The organism is Roseateles sp. Mitsp63, assembly GCF_059491535.1.
The window spans coordinates 1,584,743-1,600,317 of record NZ_CP168509.1 but is presented as its reverse complement, the minus strand read 5'-3'; the positions used below and the strand labels follow the sequence as shown (position 1 = coordinate 1,600,317).

General features: G+C 68.3%; 16 protein-coding genes and 1 riboswitch. Of the genes, 11 read left to right on the top strand and 5 right to left on the bottom strand.

Translation table 11 applies throughout. The features are described 5' to 3' along the window. Positions 1–30: 30 nt before the first annotated feature. Both ACEN96_RS07005 and truD read left to right on the top strand, forming a co-directional pair. Positions 31–270 (top strand): hypothetical protein, encoded by a 240-nt coding sequence (locus tag ACEN96_RS07005; RefSeq protein ID WP_495587320.1) that lies wholly within the window; start codon positions 31–33, stop codon positions 268–270. Positions 271–321: 51 nt separating this feature from the next. Beyond that, entirely contained in the window at positions 322–1,335 is a 1,014-nt protein-coding gene (gene truD / locus ACEN96_RS07000) for a tRNA pseudouridine(13) synthase TruD (RefSeq protein WP_495587319.1), read from the top strand. 24 nt (positions 1,336–1,359) lie between these two features. On the opposite strand, the gene ACEN96_RS06995 is transcribed toward truD, so the two are convergent. Both ACEN96_RS06995 and ACEN96_RS06990 read right to left on the bottom strand, forming a co-directional pair. Then, positions 1,360–2,691, bottom strand: coding sequence for an outer membrane protein transport protein (locus ACEN96_RS06995; protein ID WP_495587318.1), 1,332 nt, complete (start codon positions 2,689–2,691; stop codon positions 1,360–1,362). Positions 2,692–2,738: 47 nt separating this feature from the next. After that, a complete protein-coding gene (locus ACEN96_RS06990) occupies positions 2,739–4,229 on the bottom strand; it encodes an efflux transporter outer membrane subunit (protein ID WP_495587317.1) in 1,491 nt (496 codons plus the stop codon). A 104-nt stretch (positions 4,230–4,333) separates the two neighbouring features. On the opposite strand from ACEN96_RS06990, the gene ACEN96_RS06985 reads away from it, so the two are divergent. The 5 genes from ACEN96_RS06985 to ACEN96_RS06965 all read left to right on the top strand — a co-directional run bounded on the left by ACEN96_RS06985 (position 4,334) and on the right by ACEN96_RS06965 (position 10,420). Then, positions 4,334–4,951, top strand: coding sequence for a TetR/AcrR family transcriptional regulator (locus ACEN96_RS06985; RefSeq protein WP_495587316.1), 618 nt, complete (start codon positions 4,334–4,336; stop codon positions 4,949–4,951). An 88-nt stretch (positions 4,952–5,039) separates the two neighbouring features. Beyond that, complete coding sequence (locus ACEN96_RS06980) at positions 5,040–6,155, top strand: efflux RND transporter periplasmic adaptor subunit (RefSeq protein ID WP_495587315.1); 1,116 nt, start codon at positions 5,040–5,042, stop codon at positions 6,153–6,155. After that, positions 6,152–9,220 (top strand): efflux RND transporter permease subunit, encoded by a 3,069-nt coding sequence (locus tag ACEN96_RS06975; RefSeq protein ID WP_495587314.1) that lies wholly within the window; start codon positions 6,152–6,154, stop codon positions 9,218–9,220. Before ACEN96_RS06980 ends, ACEN96_RS06975 begins: the two co-directional genes overlap by 4 nt. Positions 9,221–9,259: 39 nt before the next feature. After that, a complete protein-coding gene (locus tag ACEN96_RS06970; protein ID WP_495587313.1) occupies positions 9,260–10,066 on the top strand; it encodes an oxidoreductase in 807 nt (268 codons plus the stop codon). A gap of 54 nt (positions 10,067–10,120) precedes the next feature. Continuing rightward, positions 10,121–10,420, top strand: a complete 300-nt coding sequence (locus ACEN96_RS06965; RefSeq protein ID WP_495587312.1) for a DUF4148 domain-containing protein — start codon at positions 10,121–10,123, stop codon at positions 10,418–10,420. A gap of 29 nt (positions 10,421–10,449) precedes the next feature. On the opposite strand, the gene ACEN96_RS06960 is transcribed toward ACEN96_RS06965, so the two are convergent. Continuing rightward, positions 10,450–10,800, bottom strand: a complete 351-nt coding sequence (locus ACEN96_RS06960) for a nuclear transport factor 2 family protein (RefSeq protein ID WP_495587311.1) — start codon at positions 10,798–10,800, stop codon at positions 10,450–10,452. 65 nt (positions 10,801–10,865) lie between these two features. After that, positions 10,866–11,174, bottom strand: coding sequence for a tautomerase family protein (locus tag ACEN96_RS06955; RefSeq protein WP_495587310.1), 309 nt, complete (start codon positions 11,172–11,174; stop codon positions 10,866–10,868). Positions 11,175–11,365: 191 nt separating this feature from the next. On the opposite strand from ACEN96_RS06955, the gene ACEN96_RS06950 reads away from it, so the two are divergent. From ACEN96_RS06950 to ACEN96_RS06940, 3 genes are all read left to right on the top strand, one after another. Continuing rightward, positions 11,366–11,557 carry a hypothetical protein gene (locus ACEN96_RS06950; protein ID WP_495587309.1) on the top strand — a complete coding sequence of 64 codons (192 nt, stop codon included), beginning with the start codon at positions 11,366–11,368 and terminating at the stop codon, positions 11,555–11,557. Between the two features lie 229 nt (positions 11,558–11,786). Continuing rightward, positions 11,787–11,899: riboswitch (glycine riboswitch) on the top strand. A 550-nt stretch (positions 11,900–12,449) separates the two neighbouring features. Continuing rightward, the gene (locus ACEN96_RS06945) at positions 12,450–13,178 is read left to right on the top strand and encodes a hypothetical protein (RefSeq protein WP_495587308.1); all 729 of its coding nucleotides are present in this window, start codon (positions 12,450–12,452) and stop codon (positions 13,176–13,178) included. Between the two features lie 47 nt (positions 13,179–13,225). Beyond that, positions 13,226–13,804 (top strand): C39 family peptidase, encoded by a 579-nt coding sequence (locus tag ACEN96_RS06940; RefSeq protein WP_495587307.1) that lies wholly within the window; start codon positions 13,226–13,228, stop codon positions 13,802–13,804. Between the two features lie 100 nt (positions 13,805–13,904). Here the strand turns inward: ACEN96_RS06940 and ACEN96_RS06935 are convergent, their stop codons facing one another. Next, positions 13,905–14,798 (bottom strand): NAD(P)/FAD-dependent oxidoreductase, encoded by an 894-nt coding sequence (locus ACEN96_RS06935; protein WP_495587306.1) that lies wholly within the window; start codon positions 14,796–14,798, stop codon positions 13,905–13,907. A 119-nt stretch (positions 14,799–14,917) separates the two neighbouring features. On the opposite strand from ACEN96_RS06935, the gene ACEN96_RS06930 reads away from it, so the two are divergent. Then, complete coding sequence (locus ACEN96_RS06930) at positions 14,918–15,559, top strand: TetR/AcrR family transcriptional regulator (protein ID WP_495587305.1); 642 nt, start codon at positions 14,918–14,920, stop codon at positions 15,557–15,559. Positions 15,560–15,575: the final 16 nt, after the last annotated feature.

Sequence of the window (15,575 nt, the reverse complement as noted above, 5' to 3'; positions counted from 1 at the left end):
GCGGCTCGACAAAGACGGCAGTCAGAAATCATGGAATGGGTCCCCACGGTCTTCATTGCGTTCAAGGTCGCCGTGCTGGGCATCGGCATGTTCTTCGCCATCAAGTGGCATTACGACCAGGCGAGAAAGGAGAACGGGGCGCAGAAACAGCGCGCGGTGCTCCGCGCGGGCGCGATGGCGGCCGCGGTCTTCGTGCTGCTGGTGACGGGCCTGGTGCTGCTGACCTTCAGCCTCGGCACGAGGCTCGGCCTGGACCTGACCTTCCCCTGAGGGAAGACGGCGTGCGGCAGGCACCCCGTGCGTCACGGGGGAGAATCCCTCATGACCGACGCTCAATACACGGCCCTGCCGCATTGGCCCAACGCCTATCCCGTCACCGGCGCCAGCGCCACGCTGAAGCTCCTCAACGAGGATTTCATCGTGACCGAGCTGCCGCTGCAGCTTCCCTCCGGTGAGGGCGAACACCTCTGGCTGGACGTCGAGAAGAACGGCGCCAACACCGCCTTCGTCGCCCAGCAGCTGGCCGAAGCGGCCGGTGTCGGCGAACGGGACGTGGGCTATGCCGGCCTCAAGGACCGCTACGCCATCACCCGCCAGTGGTTCAGCATCTATCTGCCCAAGGGCGAGACGCCCGACCTGACCCAGCTCCAGCATCCGGAATTCAAGGTGCTGAGCCAGAGCCGCCATGTGAAGAAGCTGCGCCCGGGCGACCTGCAGGGCAACCGGTTCCGCATCGTGCTGCGTGACGTGAGCGGCGACCGCGGCGCCATCGAGGCCAATCTCCAGGCCGTCGCGTCACAGGGCGTGCCCAACTACTTCGGCGCTCAGCGTTTCGGCCACGACGGCGGCAACGTCGAGCAGGGCCGCGCCATGCTGGCGCGCGAGATCCGCGTGCGCAACCCGAAGAAGAAGGGCATCTACCTGTCGGCGGTGCGCTCCTTCGTCTTCAATGAAGTGCTGGCGCTGCGGATTCAGCAGGGACTCTGGGGCCAGACCCTGGCCGGCGACGTGATGGACGAGGCCGGCCGGCCCACCGGCCCCCTCTGGGGACGGGGCCGCGTGAGCACCACCGATCAAACGCAGGCGCTGGAGAACGGTGTGGCCGAGCGTCACGCCACCTTGTGCGACGGCATGGAGCACGCCGGTCTGGATCAGGAGCGCCGGGCCCTCGTGGCGAGCCCGGCGGACCTGTCGTGGGAATGGCCGCAAGCCGATCAACTGGTGCTCACGTTCGCCTTGCCCGCCGGGAATTACGCCACGTCCGTCCTGAACGAGATCCTCCGCGCGGCGGAGCCCGACCGGCACACGGAGAACGAGTCCGCCGCCGTCGATTGACGGCATGCCCTTCCCCTCGCGCCCTCACGGCATCCAGGCGTACTGCGCGGAGACCGCCAGGATGTTGCTTCCCAGCTTGTACGAGCCCTGCAAGGTGCTCCCCGACGCGGACCTCAGGTCCACCGAGGGATCCTTGAGGAACAGGTGCGTGTAGCCCACGCTGTAGGTGAGGCGCTTGCTCGCGCGCCAGGTCGCCCCGAGCGACAGCCATCGGCGGTCCACGTCGGGAACACGGACATCGCGCACGGCGTCGGTCACGGGCGTCTGGTCGTAGGCCAGGCCCCCGCGCAGCGTCCAGCGGTCATTGGCCCGGTACTCCGCGCCGATCGAATAGAAGGACGTGTTCCGATAACCGAAGTGCAGCGTCTCGCTGGGCAGCTGGGATTGGAAGTCCAGGACGACGTTGCTGAACTTGCCCCAGGACGTGTGCGAGTAGTCCGCCATCACCGTCCATCGGTCGTCCAAGCGCTGGGTCGCGCTGAGCGTCCAGGACGCGGGCAAGGTGATGTCGGTGCTGGCCGTCGTGTTGACGAAGGTCCCGGGCCGGGCGGCGGACAGGATCGCGTTGGCCGCCGCCGGCACCGTGAAGCCGACCTTCGCGTTGTCCGGCGAATGCTTGACCTCGGAGCGATAGGCCAGGCCGATGGACAAGCCGTCGGCGGGCCGCAGCAGCGCGCCCAGCGTGTAGCCCAGCTCGGTGTTGTGACCGTCGATGTCCAGGCGGCCATCGGCGCTGCCGGGCAGGAAGCCGGGCACCCGCGAAGCAGCCAGCAAGGCGCCGAAGTCGACCGCGTCGCGCAGCTTCACCTCGAGGCGCTCGACGAAGACGGAGGCCCCGAGCGACAGCACGTCGTTGACCTGGTAGGACAGCGCGGCGCCCGCGTCGACCGCCTTCAGATCGGTCTTGATGCCGTGATACCGGCCGACCCAGCCCTCGTCGTACTCGGTCTTGAAGCCGAACGGCGCCGTCACGGACAGACCCAGGTGGATCCGGTCGCTCAGCGGCGTGTGGAAGTACAGGGACGGCACCGGGGACGTCTCGCCCGCGTTGCCGCCGTTCCCGCCCGTCAAGGGCCGGCCCAGCGCATCGCTGCCCGCGCCGCGGAACTTGACCGAGTAGTCGATGACCGCGACGTCGGCCTGGAACAGGCGCCCGTCCAGCAGCGTCATGGCGGCGGGATTGTTGGCGACCACGGTCGCATCGCCCCCTTGGCTGATCGAGCCCGCGAAGGCCCGGCCCTGGCCCGCGGCGCTCTGCTCCTTGAGTTGGAATGCGGCCGCCTGGGCCATGCCGGTGCCGGCGAGTCCGGCCGCGAGGACGGCAAGCGCGCGGCGCTGAACCTGGTTGATCTTCATGCTGGGGTTGTCTCCTGTGATCGGGCTCATTGGCCCGTGGTGTTGAATCAGCGGTTGCCGGCGGGCTGGGCGAGCGCGGCCGTGGCGGTGGACCCGGCCGGCTGCCACCCGCCGCCGAGCGCCTTGACGGCGCCGACGGCCGCGCGCGCCGATCCGGCCCGCGCCTGGACCTGCGCATCGGAGGCGCGAAGCAGGTTCTCGTCGGCCTGCAGCACTTCGATCAGGCTGACGACGCCCTTCTGGTAAGCCGCGAACGAGGCCTGGCGCGCGCGCCGGAGCGCGTCCACGCCTTGGGCGAGCACCGCCGCCTGCTCTTCGCGCTTGACCAGCGCGGTGAAGGCGTTCTCGACGTCCTCGCCGGCGCGCAGGACGGCCAGGCGGTACGCGGCCAGCATCTCGGCTTCCTGGCCCCGCGCCAGGCGGATCTGCGCGTCGATGCGGCCGAAGTCGAACAGCCGCCAGCGCAGGCCCACGACGCCGGCCGCCTGGCTCGCGCCGCCGGTGAAGAGATGGCCCGCCGACACCGACGTCGCGTTGCCGATCAGGCCGCTCAGGGAGAGCTTGGGGTAGTACTCGGCCATGGCGGCGCCGATGCGCGCGTTGGACGCGGCCAGATGCCGCTCGGCGACGATGAGGTCAGGGCGACGCTGCAGCAGGTCGGCGGGCGCGCCGATGCCGGCGATGCCCGGCGCGATGGGCACATCCGCTGCCTCGAGCCCGGCCGCGCCGGTGCCCGCCGGGCTTCCGAGCATCACGTCCAGCGCGTTCATGGCCGCATCCAGACCCTGTTCGAGTTCAGGCACGCCCGCTTGAGCCTGCGCCAGCGCGCCTTCGGCCTGGCTGACCTGCAGATCCGCCGCCAGTCCCTTTCCATTCAGCAAACGGACGGTGGACAGCAGGTCCTGGCGCGTCCGGACCTGATCCCGGGCGATCGTCAAACGCGCCTGCAGTCCGCGGATGGCGATGTAGAGGTCGGCCGTCTGGGCCGCCACCGCCAGCCGCGCCGCCACGGCGCCGGCTTCCGAGGCCTGGTATTCCGCGATCGCGGCTTCCCGCTCGCGGCGCAGGCCGCCGAAGACGTCCAGTTCCCAGCTCGCGTTGCCATTCAACTCGTAGGCGCTGCCATGGCGGTCGAATCCGGGCCTCGCATCGAGCACGCGTCCCAGCGGGGTTTCGACGGACTGGTAGGCGCGCGCCGCCTGGCCGCTGACGGTGCCGATGGGCAGCAGCGCGGCGTTGGCGGCGCCCACGCCCGCTTGCGCCTGGGCGACGCGGGCGGCCGCGCGGGCCAGGTCCAGGTTCTGAGCCAGTGCCAGCGCGACGACCCGGGTCAGTTGCGGATCGCCAAAGCCTTCCCACCATCGCACCAGGTCGGCGTCCACCGCCGCCCGCCGTTGATCCACCGGCGATTGCCCGTGGAACCGCTCCGGCAGGACGGGCCGGGGCTGGACGTAATCGGGCCCGACGGCGCACCCTGCGGCCAGGCCGGCCGCCATCAGCGATGCAACAAGGGATGCGGCGGCGATGCTGCGCGACATGGGAAACCTCTCAAGAACGAAGAACGGGATCGGGGGCCGGAAGTGACCATATTACCAAATGGTCACTCGTTGTCCAGTCTCGCCGGGTCGCGTAAGCTGCCGCCATGAAAACGACAAGCAGCACTCCTGCCCCGTCGCGGGGCCCCGCCGACCATGAGGTCCGCGACCAGGTCGTGGCCGCGGCCACCGAGCATTTCAGCCGCTATGGCTACGAGAAGACGACGGTGTCCGATCTCGCCAAGGCGGTCGGCTTCTCCAAGGCCTACATCTACAAGTTCTTCGAATCCAAGCAGGCCATCGGCGAAATGATCTGCGCCCAGTGCATCGAGAGGATCGAGGCCTCGGTCGCGGCCTCGCTGGCGGAGGCGGTGTCGCCGCCGGACAAGATCCGCCGCCTGTTCAAGGCGTTCACCGAGGCCAGCCTGCGGCTGCTCTTCCAGGACCGCAAGCTCTACGAGATCGCCGCCTCGGCCGCCACGGAGCAATGGGCCGTGGTCGACGCCTACGACCGGCGCGTGCAGCAGCTGCTCCGCGACGTGCTCCAGGAAGGCCGCGCCAGCGGCGACTTCGAGCGCAAGACCCCGCTCGACGAGACCGTCACGGCCATCTATCTGGTCATGCGCCCCTGCTTCAACCCGCTCCTGCTCCAGCACAGCCTGCACCTGTCCGAGGAAGCCCCGGCGCATCTGGCCAGCCTGGTCTTGAGAAGCCTGTCGCCCTGAATCTTTCGCCGTTCGCACCAAGTGACCATTGACTAAATTGGTCACCAGTTCCAAAATGAAAGCCTGATCACTCGTCATTGGGGCTTTCATGCGCCGGCGTCGCCTTCCTGTTTTCACGCTTGTTCTCACCCTGCCGGCCGTGCTGGCGGCATGCGGCGAAAAGCCAGTCGCAGATCCCCGGACCGAGGCGCCGCTGGTGCGCGTGGCCACCGTGCAGGCCGCGGCGCCCGCGTCGCGCTCGTTCACCGGCACGGTGGCCGCGCGGGTGCAGAGCGACCTGGGCTTCCGGGTCGCGGGCAAGGTGCTGGAGCGGCGCGTGGACGCCGGGCAGGCCGTCAAGCGCGGCCAGGTGCTCATGCGGATCGATCCCGAGGATCTGAAGCTCGCGGCGCACGCGCAGCAGGAAGCCGTGACGGCGGCGCGGGCGCGGGCCCGCCAGGCCGCCGAGGACGAGGCCCGCTACCGCGACCTGCGCGGCACCGGCGCGATTTCCTCGTCGGCCTATGACCAGGTCAAGGCGGCGGCCGATGCCGCGCAGGCGCAGCTCAACGCGGCGCTGGCGCAGGCGGAAGTCGCGGGCAACGCGAGCCGCTACGCGGAACTGCTGGCCGATGGCGACGGCGTCGTCACCGAGACGCTCGCGGAACCTGGGCAGGTCGTCGCGGCGGGACAGATCGTCCTGCGTCTGGCGCATGCGGGGCGGCGCGAGGCGATCGTCCAGTTGCCCGAGACGCTGAGGCCCGCCCTCGGCTCCAGCGGCCAGGCGACGCTCTTCGGCCGAAGCGGCGACGGGTCGCCCGCGACCCTGCGGCAGCTCTCGAGCGCGGCGGACCGGCTGACCCGCACCTTCGAGGCCCGCTATGTGCTGCAGGGCGAGCTCGCCAGCGCGCCGCTGGGCGCCACCGTCACGCTGCAGATCCCGGAGGGCCCGGCTGCTCCGGGCGCGGGCGCCTATGTGCCGCTCGGCGCCTTGTTCGACGCCGGCAAGGGGCCTGGCGTGTGGGTCGTCCAGGGCGAGCCGGCCAAGGTCTCGTGGCGGCCGGTCGCGGTCGAGCGCCTGGACGAATCGGGCGCGCGCATCGGCGGCCAGATCCGGCAGGGCGAGCGGGTCGTCACGCTTGGCGCGCATCTGCTGCGCGAGGGCGAGCAGGTCCGCGTCGGGTCCGGCGCGACGCTGCCGTCCGCGGCGGGAGCGCGTCCGTGAGCGAAGGCCGATTCAACCTGTCGGCCCTGGCCGTGCGCGAGCGCGCCATCACGCTGTTCCTGATCCTGCTGATCTCGGTGGCGGGCGTGGTCTCGTTCTTCAAGCTCGGACGCGCCGAGGATCCCGCCTTCACCATCAAGGTGATGACCATCGTCTCGGCCTGGCCCGGCGCGACCGCGCAGGAGATGCAGGACCAGGTGGCCGAGAAGATCGAGAAGCGCCTGCAGGAGCTGCGCTGGTACGACCGCAGCGAGACCTACACCCGCCCGGGCCTGGCCTTCACCACGCTGACGCTGCAGGACGGCACGCCGCCGTCGGCGGTGCTCGATGAGTTCTACCAGGCCCGCAAGAAGATCGGCGACGAGGCGCGCAACCTGCCGCCCGGCGTGCTCGGCCCGTTCGTCAACGACGAGTACTCGGACGTCACCTTCGCGCTGTACGCGCTCAAGGCCAAGGGCGAGGAGCCGCGGCTGCTGGTGCGCGACGCGGAGACCCTGCGCCAGCGGCTGCTGCACGTGCCGGGCGTCAAGAAGGTCAACATCGTCGGCGAGCAGGCCGAACGCATCGAGGTCCAGTTCTCGCAGGAGCGCCTGGCGACCCTGGGTCTGTCGCCGCAGGACGTCTTCGCCGCGCTCAACAACCAGAACGCCCTGACGCCGTCCGGCTCGGTGGAGACGCGCGGGCCGCAGGTGTTCGTCCGCCTGGACGGCGCCTTCGATGAACTGCGCAAGATCCGCGACACGCCGCTGGTGGCGCAGGGACGCACGCTGAAGCTGTCCGACATCGCCACGGTCACGCGCGGCTACGAGGACCCGGCCACCTTCCTGGTCCGCAATGGCGGTGAACCGGCGCTGCTGCTGGGCGTGGTCATGCGCGAGGGATGGAACGGGCTGGACCTGGGCAAGGCGCTGGACCACGAGGTCGGCGCGATCAACGCCGCCCTGCCCCTGGGCCAGGCCTTGACCAAGGTGACCGACCAGGCGGTGAACATCGACGCGGCCGTGGACGAGTTCATGGTGAAGTTCTTCGCCGCGCTGCTGGTGGTCATGCTGGTGTGCTTCGTCAGCATGGGCTGGCGGGTGGGCCTGGTGGTCGCGGCGGCGGTGCCGCTGACGCTGGCGGTGGTCTTCGTCGTGATGCTGGCCACCGGCAAGAACTTCGACCGCATCACGCTGGGGTCGCTGATCCTGGCGCTGGGCCTGCTGGTGGACGACGCCATCATCGCCATCGAGACCATGGTGGTGAAGATGGAGGAAGGCTACAGCCGCATCGCCGCGTCCGCCTACGCGTGGAGCCACACCGCGGCGCCGATGCTCTCGGGCACGCTGGTCACCGCGGTGGGCTTCATGCCCAACGGCTTCGCCCGGTCCTCGGCCGGCGAGTACACCGGCAACATGTTCTGGATCGTCGGCATCGCGCTGATCGCATCGTGGGTGGTGGCGGTGGTCTTCACGCCCTACCTCGGCGTGAAGATGCTGCCCGACCTCCAGCGCGTCGAGGGCGGGCATGACGCGCTCTACGGCACGCCGAACTACCAGCGCTTCCGCCGGATGCTGAGCTGGGTCATCGGCCGCAAATGGCTGGTCGCCGCCTCGGTCGTCGGATTGTTCGTGCTGTCGGTGCTGGGCATGGGCGCGGTGAAGAAGCAGTTCTTCCCGGTCTCGGACCGGCCGGAGGTCCTGGTCGAAGTGCAGATGCCCTATGGCTCGTCGATCGGCCAGACCAGCGGCGCCGCCGCGAAGGTCGAAGCCTGGCTGGCCAAGCAGGGCGAGGCCAGGATCGTGACCTCCTACATCGGCCAGGGCGCGCCGCGCTTCTACTTCTCGATGGGCGCGGAGCTGCCTGATCCCTCGTTCGCGAAGATCGTCGTGCGCACGGACAGCCAGGACGAGCGCGAGGCCCTGAAGCTGCGGCTGCGGCGGGCGATCGCCGACGGCCTCGCGCCCGAGGCCCGGCTGCGCGTGACGCAGCTCGTGTTCGGGCCTTACTCGCCCTATCCGGTGGCCTATCGCGTGAGCGGCCCCGACCCCGAGGTGCTGCGCGGCATCGCCGCCGAGGTGCGGCAGGTGATGGACCACAGTCCGCTGATGCGCACGGTGAACTCGGATTGGGATTCGCGCGTCCCGGCGCTGCATTTCACGCTGCAGCAGGACCGGCTGCAGGCCGTGGGCCTGAGCTCCAGCGCGGTGGCGCAGCAGCTGCAGTTCCTGCTCAACGGCGTGCCGGTCACGGTAGTGAGGCAGGACATCCGCAGCGTGCAGGTCATCGCCCGCGCGGCCGGCGACTTCCGGCTCGACCCGGCCCGGCTCGGCGACTTCACGCTGACCGGCGCCAACGGGCAGCGCATCCCGCTGTCGCAGGTCGGCGAGATCGAGGTCCGTCCGGAAGAGGCCGTCATGCGCCGGCGCGACCGCGTGCCGACCATCACGGTCCGGGGCGACATCGCCGAAGGCCTGCAGCCGCCGGATGTCTCGACCGCCATCACGCGTCAGCTCCAGCCGCTGATCGCGAAGCTGCCTAGCGGCTATCGCATCGAGCAGGCCGGCTCGATCGAGGAGTCGGGCAAGGCGACGGCCGCGATGCTGCCGCTGTTCCCGATCATGGTCGCGGTCACGCTGCTGATCATCGTCCTGCAGGTGCGCTCGCTGTCCGCGATGGTGATGGTCTTCCTCACGAGTCCGCTGGGCCTGATCGGCGTGGTGCCGACGCTGCTGCTGTTCCAGAAGCCCTTCGGCATCAACGCGCTGGTGGGCCTGATCGCGCTGTCGGGCATCTTGATGCGCAACACGCTGATCCTGATCGGGCAGATCCATCACAACGAGCAGGCCGGCCTGGCGCCCTTCCACGCGGTGGTCGAGGCGACGGTGCAGCGGGCGCGCCCGGTGATCCTGACCGCGCTCGCCGCCATCCTGGCCTTCATTCCGCTGACCCATTCGGTGTTCTGGGGAACGCTGGCCTACACGCTGATCGGCGGGACCCTCGCGGGAACCGCGATGACGCTGGTGTTCCTGCCCGCCATGTATGCCATCTGGTTCAAGCTCAAGCCGGCTAGCCCGCGGGGCTGAATCGGCGCTCTCCTCCCCACTCCCCTACGAAGGATTCCCGTGTCTGATTCTCAAGTTGTCGTGATCACCGGCGTGTCGTCGGGCATCGGTCGAGCAAGCGCCGAACTCTTCGCCAAGCGCGGCTGCAAGGTGTTCGGCACGGTGCGCGATGTCGCCAAGGCATCGCCGATCGCGGGCGTCACCCTGGTGGAGATGGATGTCCGGGACAGCGCGTCCGTCGAGCGCGGGATCCAGGCGGTCCTGGCCCAGACCGGCCGCATCGACGTGCTGGTCAACAGCGCGGGCGTGACGCTGCTTGGGGCGGCCGAGGAGACTTCGGTGGAAGAGGCGAAAGCGCTCTTCGACACCAACGTGTTCGGCGTGCTTCGCACCGCGCAGGCGGTGTTGCCGTCGATGCGCAAGCGCCGGGCGGGCCGGATCGTCAATGTCAGTTCCGTGGTGGGCTTCCTGCCGTCGCCGTACATGGGCGCGTACTCGGCGTCGAAGCACGCCGTCGAGGGTTTGTCCGAGACGCTGGACCACGAGCTGCGGGCCTTCGGCATCCGCGTCGCGCTGGTCGAGCCGTCGTTCACCCGGACCAATCTGGACCTGAACGCGCCGCAGGCGGCCTCGCCCATCGCCGCCTATGACGCGGAGCGCCAGCTCGTGGTCGCCGCGATGGAGAAGAACATCAGGAAGGCGCCGGAGCCCGAGGGCGTGGCCAGGACGATCGTCGACGCGGCGCTCGGTCCGTGGCGGATGCGGACCACGCCCAAGGGCGAGGCCACGCTGCTCAAACGGCTGCGCCGCTTCATGCCCGCCGGTCCCGTCGATGCGGGGCTGCGCAAGACCTTCGGATTGTCTTGATGCGCCGGACGCCTCGCGCGTCCGGTCCTTTCGTTCCTTGATGAAGAGGTTCCCATGCGCCTGGCCACTGCTTCAGCCGCCGTGCTGCTCTCTCTCGCGCCCATGCTGGCGATGTCTCAACCAAAGACGGAGCCAGCCCCTCGCAAGCTCGACAGGAACTGCCGCAATGTCGGCGCGGAGATCCGCTCGGGCGCGCCGCTGACCCGCGAGGCGGTGGTCGCCGAGATGGTGCGCGCCCGCGCGGAGGGCGAGATGGATTACCACATCAGCTCGACGCCGCCGGCCGGCTCCCGGCCGCTGTGCGACTTGCCACCGGCCGCGGCATCCGGACCCTCGAGCGCGGCGTCGAGGTGACGTCGCGTCACGCTCCACGGTGAAGACCGCTACGCGTGCTTGATGACGAAGGCGCGCAACTCGACCATCTTGCCGTCCTCGAAGCGCCAGACGTCGCTGTACGAGTGCGGGGAGGTGACGCCCTGCGCGTCCTCGGCCTGGATGGTGCCCAAAGCGACTACCCAGTCGCCTTCCGCCACGAGCTGCTCCACGGTGAAGCGGGGCGGCTCGGCGTAAGCGTCCTTCATCCATTGCCGCACGGCCTCCTTCCCCACGATGGGCGGTTCGCCGACCGTGGTCCAGACGATGTCATCCGCGCAATGAAGCAGGAACTGCTCGATATCGCCTGACGCGATGGCGGCATTGGCGGCAGTGAGGGCTCTCTTGTTGAGTTCTGACACGGCGTGACCTCCGAAGTGCTCCTCCGGGGGCAAATGCAGTGCCTCAGCAAGCGAGCCCTATCCCGCTAGACGTCCACCTTGAACCCCAGGTCGAGATCGCAGGCCGGCTGACCGCCCCGCAAGCCGAAATCCTCGAGCGGCGGCGCATTTAGCAGGATGTTCACTTCAGAGGCCGGTACGCCGGCTGCGGCAAATCGCTCGACGATGGCCCGATACAGCGCTCGCTTCGCATTCAGCGAACGTCCCTGGAACATGTGCACCACGACCAGCAGGTAGTCGGCGCTCTTCCCGCCTGGCAGGCGCGCATGCGCGGCGCGATGCTCCTGATAGCGGATGTCATGATCGTCATCCGGGACGCGTAGCGCCTGCTTCATCGCTCCATGCAGCGCGTCAATCAGCTCGGAAACCTCTGTGTCGGATCGAGGCCGCCTGCGCCCAGGTTCCTCACGATGTCAATGAATTCGAGCTCGGGAACCTGACCGAGATCGCGTCCATCAAGGTGGCCCCGCCCCGCGTTGGAGAGAGTCCAGTCGCATTCGAATGCAAGGTCTCCCAGCTCATCCGGTTGAACACGGTGGGCGGCGATGCCGTCGACACCTGGATGGTCCTGGGGCAGGTCCTGCTCATGCATATCTCGCCGACCCTGCTGAAGGACGGAACGTTCGACACCGCTGCGGCCGGCCTCATCCTGAGGGGTGGGGGCCCGGGCGACTACTTCGAGCTTGGAGAGAAGTTCTTCATGAAGCGGCCCGAATAGGGACGGTCGGTCTTACGCCCCAGGATATTCCTGCATCATTTCCCGTAAAAAGTCATGACCGGCGCATGAAATTCGCCCTCGGGAAACCTCTCATAGGGAGATTGGTCGATATTGGCAAGATCGATTCACGAATCCAGGAGAGTGCCGTGCAAGCTGATTGAAATCAGCCGCACGTGACGCCGAAGGCGCAATCTCCCATACACGCTCAGGCCCAGTACTGGATTCGCAAACAGCCGACGCTGGAGAGTGAGTTTTCGGACACATCCGACAACTCCACCGAAGGAGCAAGCAGGGGCGGAGCCTCATGCGAATCTCTCAGGTACCAAGGACAGTGGGAGCGGCGCGAAGTTGGTGCAGGTATGCGGGTATTTCGCCCCATACTCGTGCGGACTTTGTGGTGCAGCACTGATCCATCCTGGTTGATATGCGCCCGACATATTTTCTCCATCAGCGCCTGGGATTTCCCCATATGCACAGCCATGGGTACGAAACCGCCCATATCCGGCGCACGCAAATCCCGAATTCCGCTCACCGACGAAGGCCCTGAGGGGCTTTGATGGCGCTCGTGAAACTGCAGCCGGGCGTGCTCTGCGCCTGACGCCGCTGTAACGCAGCGACCTTATTTCCATTCCCTGAGTCCGACAGGCCTGCCGAGTTGCAGGTCAGGGCGGAGCCATGTCCGAAACCCCGCTGCGCCCCGGCGGCCGGGCTCGCTCGCCCTCATCGAATGGGCCTGACCCCCAGTGCGCGCCGCAACCCGACGGCGCCACGACCCGTCGCTGAACGCCGTCTCCGCGAGAAGAGCCGGTCTTCATCGAATCGCAGCGCAGGCGGCGCAGCCGCCAAGCCTGCGGGATCTCCGCGCAGTTGTCCTCCAACCGAAAGAAACCTCATGTTCAAAAAGAAAGCATCGACCCTTCCAGGCGCACTGCTGTGCGCCATCGTCCTGGCGACGCAGCCCCTTGCCGCATCGGCCGCCGGCAACGGCCCGGCCTCCTTCGCGCAGAGCCAGCTGGCGCGCAGCCAGGCCCAGCTCGCCGCGCAACAGGGCCTGGCCGAGTACCAGCAGAGCAAGCTGCAGGCCTACGCCGGCCTGGCGCCCGACAACATGGCATTCGACGTGTCCAGCATGGAAGAACTCATGCAGGCACGCATTGGCCACGGCTTCGAGATTCACACGGTCAAACCGCAGGACGTGGCCGGCGGCCGGACCGATCTCAGCGGCATGGCCACACCCACCGGCAGTTGGCGCTTCGTCGTGCAGGTGGGCGACAAGCCCATCGGCCTGGTGACCGTGGAGGTGATGGGAGGACGCTGGCAGGCCGTCTCCTTCGGCGGCGCCGGCCTCGCTCGTGAGTACGAAGCCGTGCGCGCAGCTCACGGCAATGCGGACGGCAGCAACCTGCGCTTCATCCGCGTCTACCAGGCGCAGTCCGACCTGCTGGAAGTGATCTCCACCAACGATGGCAAGGCCCGCTTTGCGGCGATGAAGTCCGCCCAGGAATCCCTGCTGCGCTTCGGCCTGAACAAGGCCCAGCCGGACGCCGGCCTGTTTGACGCCTCGCAGCTGATGGAGTCGCTGCGCGCCGCAGTCAGCAAGAACCTCGACGTGCAGCGCTGAGCCGCACCGCCCCACGACATCCCTCCACAACATCGAACGGACATCGCATGAACGCGAAACTCAAGAAGACGCTCGCCTGCCTGGGCCTGTGCCTGCTGGCGCCCCTGGCCTTCGCCCAGCACAAGACGCTGAGCGTGAATTCCACCACCCAGGAACACGACAACTGGTGCTGGGCCGCCTCGAGCAAGGCCGTGATCGGCTTCTACAAGACGCCGCCCAGCCAGTGCAGCATCGTCAACTGGGCCTTCGGCATCAACTACGCCTGCGGCAACAGCACCTTCAACTGGAGCAGCAACGCCAACAAGCCCGACTACCTTTACGGCGCGGCCGGCAGCGTTCAGGACGTGCTCGCCCACTGGGGCATCGGCAGCAATCCATTCGACTCCGCCTCCTCGTGGAACACCATCGTCTCTGACATCAACGCGAACAAGCCCTTCGTCATCCGCTTCGGCTGGACGTCGGGCGGCGGTCACATCATGGTGGGCACCGGCTATCACGTCGCCAATGGCACTCCCTATGTGAACTACATGAATCCGTGGCCAGGCGAGGGCAATTCGGAGGCGAACTACTACTGGATGGTGCAGGCCTCCGACCACAACTGGACGCATTCGCTGCGCGTGCGCTGAAGCGCCGCGCCGCCGCGGGCAGGAAGCAAAGGGAGCTCGCCTCGCCGGGATCACCCTTGCGGCGATCGCCCGCGGCGACCGGAGAAAGGCATCCGTGCGCTCAAGCCAGCATCGATTGCTGGGCGAAGATGCCCGCCATCGCGCCCTGCGACGACGCCTGGGTGACCGAGGGCAGGAAGGGCGTCGCGAGATCGCCTGCGGCGTAGATGCCGGGCACGCTGGTCTGGCGGCGCTCGTCGACCTTGAGCGCGATGCCCACGGGGGTTTCGAGCGTCGCGAGACCCAGCGACTCATGCAGGCTCGCGGACGGCTTGTTGCGCGGATGCGCGAACAGCACGTCGACCGCCATCTTGCGGCCGGCATCGAGATTCACGGTGGCGATGTGACCGTCGCGATGGGCGATCTCGACGATCCGGCCATCGACGACCGGTATGTGGCGATTCGCCAGATCGGCCCGGATCTCAGGCGGAAGGTCGTGGCCATCGGCGAAGACCGTCAGCTTGTCGGTCCAGTCCTGGAACAGCCGCGCAGACTGATGGGACTGCGGGCTGGACCAGACCAGACCCCAGTGCCGGCCGGCGACCTCGAAGCCATCGCAATAGGGACAGGGCACGATGGAGGTGCCCCAGCAGTCGGCGAAGCCCGGCACGCCCGGCATCTGATCGGCGACGCCATAGCTCAGGATCACGCGGCGCGCCCCGAGGCGTTCGCCCTCACCGGTGAGGACCGAGAAATCGTCGATGGCCCCGGATACGCCGTCGGCCCGGGCATTGACCAGCCTGACCGTGGGATAGCGCGCCAGTTGCCGCCGCGCCTCGGCCAGGATGTCCAGCGGCGGCTTGTGATCGTGGCCAAGCAGGCCATGCGAATGACCCGCGAAGCGATTGCGCGGCAGCCCGGTGTCGAGGACGGTGACCTTGCGGCGGGCGCGGCCGAGCTGCAGGGCGGCGGCGAGGCCGGCAAAGCTGCCGCCGACGATGATGACGTCATCCATGGTGATGGGCTCCGTGTTGCGTACAGGGGGGAGAGGGGCGAGTTCCGTCAATTACTGGACTCACAAGTCCAGTAATGTGCGTTGGCTATAGTGGACTGTCAAGTCCAGTAAATACGCCCATGGCCCAGCCTCCACTTCCCGCCCCCAAGCCCCCACGCGGCCGGCCCCGCGATCCCGAGCGCGGCCGGCGCATCCTGGAAGCCGCTCAGAAGCACTTCAACGAACACGGCCTGGAGCGCGCCAGCGTCGATGCCATCGCCGCGGACGCCGGGGTCTCCAAGATGACCGTGTACAGCAACTTCGGCTCCAAGGAGGGGCTGTTCCAGGCGGTCGTGCGCGATCGGACGGCGCCCGTGGTGACCGGCGTCCCGGGCTCCGAGGCGCTGGATCCGCATCAGCCTGAGAAGTCACTGCTCGCGGTCGGCACCCGGTTTCTGGCGCTGGCGCGCGGCGACGATGCCCTGGGCGCGTTGCGCTCCGTCTACGGCGTCGCCGGGGCGCAGCCGGAGGCCTGCCGCGCGTTCTACGAGGAAGGCCCGCAGCGCGTGAAAGACGAGCTGGCGGCGTATCTGCGCCGCGCTCACTCGGCGGGCACCTTGAAGGTGCGCAACCCGCTTCAGGCCGCGGACCTGTTCCTGTCGATGTTCTTCGGCTCCGCGCACATCCGCGGCATGCTGAAGCTCGAGATACCGGATGCCCGGGAGAACCGGGCCCTGCTGCGCGAGGCCGTGCGGGTCTTCATGGCGGGCTACCGCGCGTGAGCGCCGCCGGCGAACT

What these genes read in the sequence shown, in the direction of transcription:
- ACEN96_RS06955 (WP_495587310.1), bottom strand. Translation starts at nt 11,174, where the DNA reads ATGAAGCAGGCGCTACGCGTCCCGGATGACGATCATGACATCCGCTAT.
- ACEN96_RS06940 (WP_495587307.1), top strand. Translation starts at nt 13,226, where the DNA reads ATGAACGCGAAACTCAAGAAGACGCTCGCCTGCCTGGGCCTGTGCCTG.
- ACEN96_RS06945 (WP_495587308.1), top strand. Translation starts at nt 12,450, where the DNA reads ATGTTCAAAAAGAAAGCATCGACCCTTCCAGGCGCACTGCTGTGCGCC.
- ACEN96_RS06995 (WP_495587318.1), bottom strand. Translation starts at nt 2,691, where the DNA reads ATGAAGATCAACCAGGTTCAGCGCCGCGCGCTTGCCGTCCTCGCGGCC.
- ACEN96_RS06985 (WP_495587316.1), top strand. Translation starts at nt 4,334, where the DNA reads ATGAAAACGACAAGCAGCACTCCTGCCCCGTCGCGGGGCCCCGCCGAC.
- truD (WP_495587319.1), top strand. Translation starts at nt 322, where the DNA reads ATGACCGACGCTCAATACACGGCCCTGCCGCATTGGCCCAACGCCTAT.
- ACEN96_RS06980 (WP_495587315.1), top strand. Translation starts at nt 5,040, where the DNA reads ATGCGCCGGCGTCGCCTTCCTGTTTTCACGCTTGTTCTCACCCTGCCG.
- ACEN96_RS06965 (WP_495587312.1), top strand. Translation starts at nt 10,121, where the DNA reads ATGCGCCTGGCCACTGCTTCAGCCGCCGTGCTGCTCTCTCTCGCGCCC.
- ACEN96_RS06935 (WP_495587306.1), bottom strand. Translation starts at nt 14,798, where the DNA reads ATGGATGACGTCATCATCGTCGGCGGCAGCTTTGCCGGCCTCGCCGCC.
- ACEN96_RS07005 (WP_495587320.1), top strand. Translation starts at nt 31, where the DNA reads ATGGAATGGGTCCCCACGGTCTTCATTGCGTTCAAGGTCGCCGTGCTG.
- ACEN96_RS06930 (WP_495587305.1), top strand. Translation starts at nt 14,918, where the DNA reads ATGGCCCAGCCTCCACTTCCCGCCCCCAAGCCCCCACGCGGCCGGCCC.
- ACEN96_RS06990 (WP_495587317.1), bottom strand. Translation starts at nt 4,229, where the DNA reads ATGTCGCGCAGCATCGCCGCCGCATCCCTTGTTGCATCGCTGATGGCG.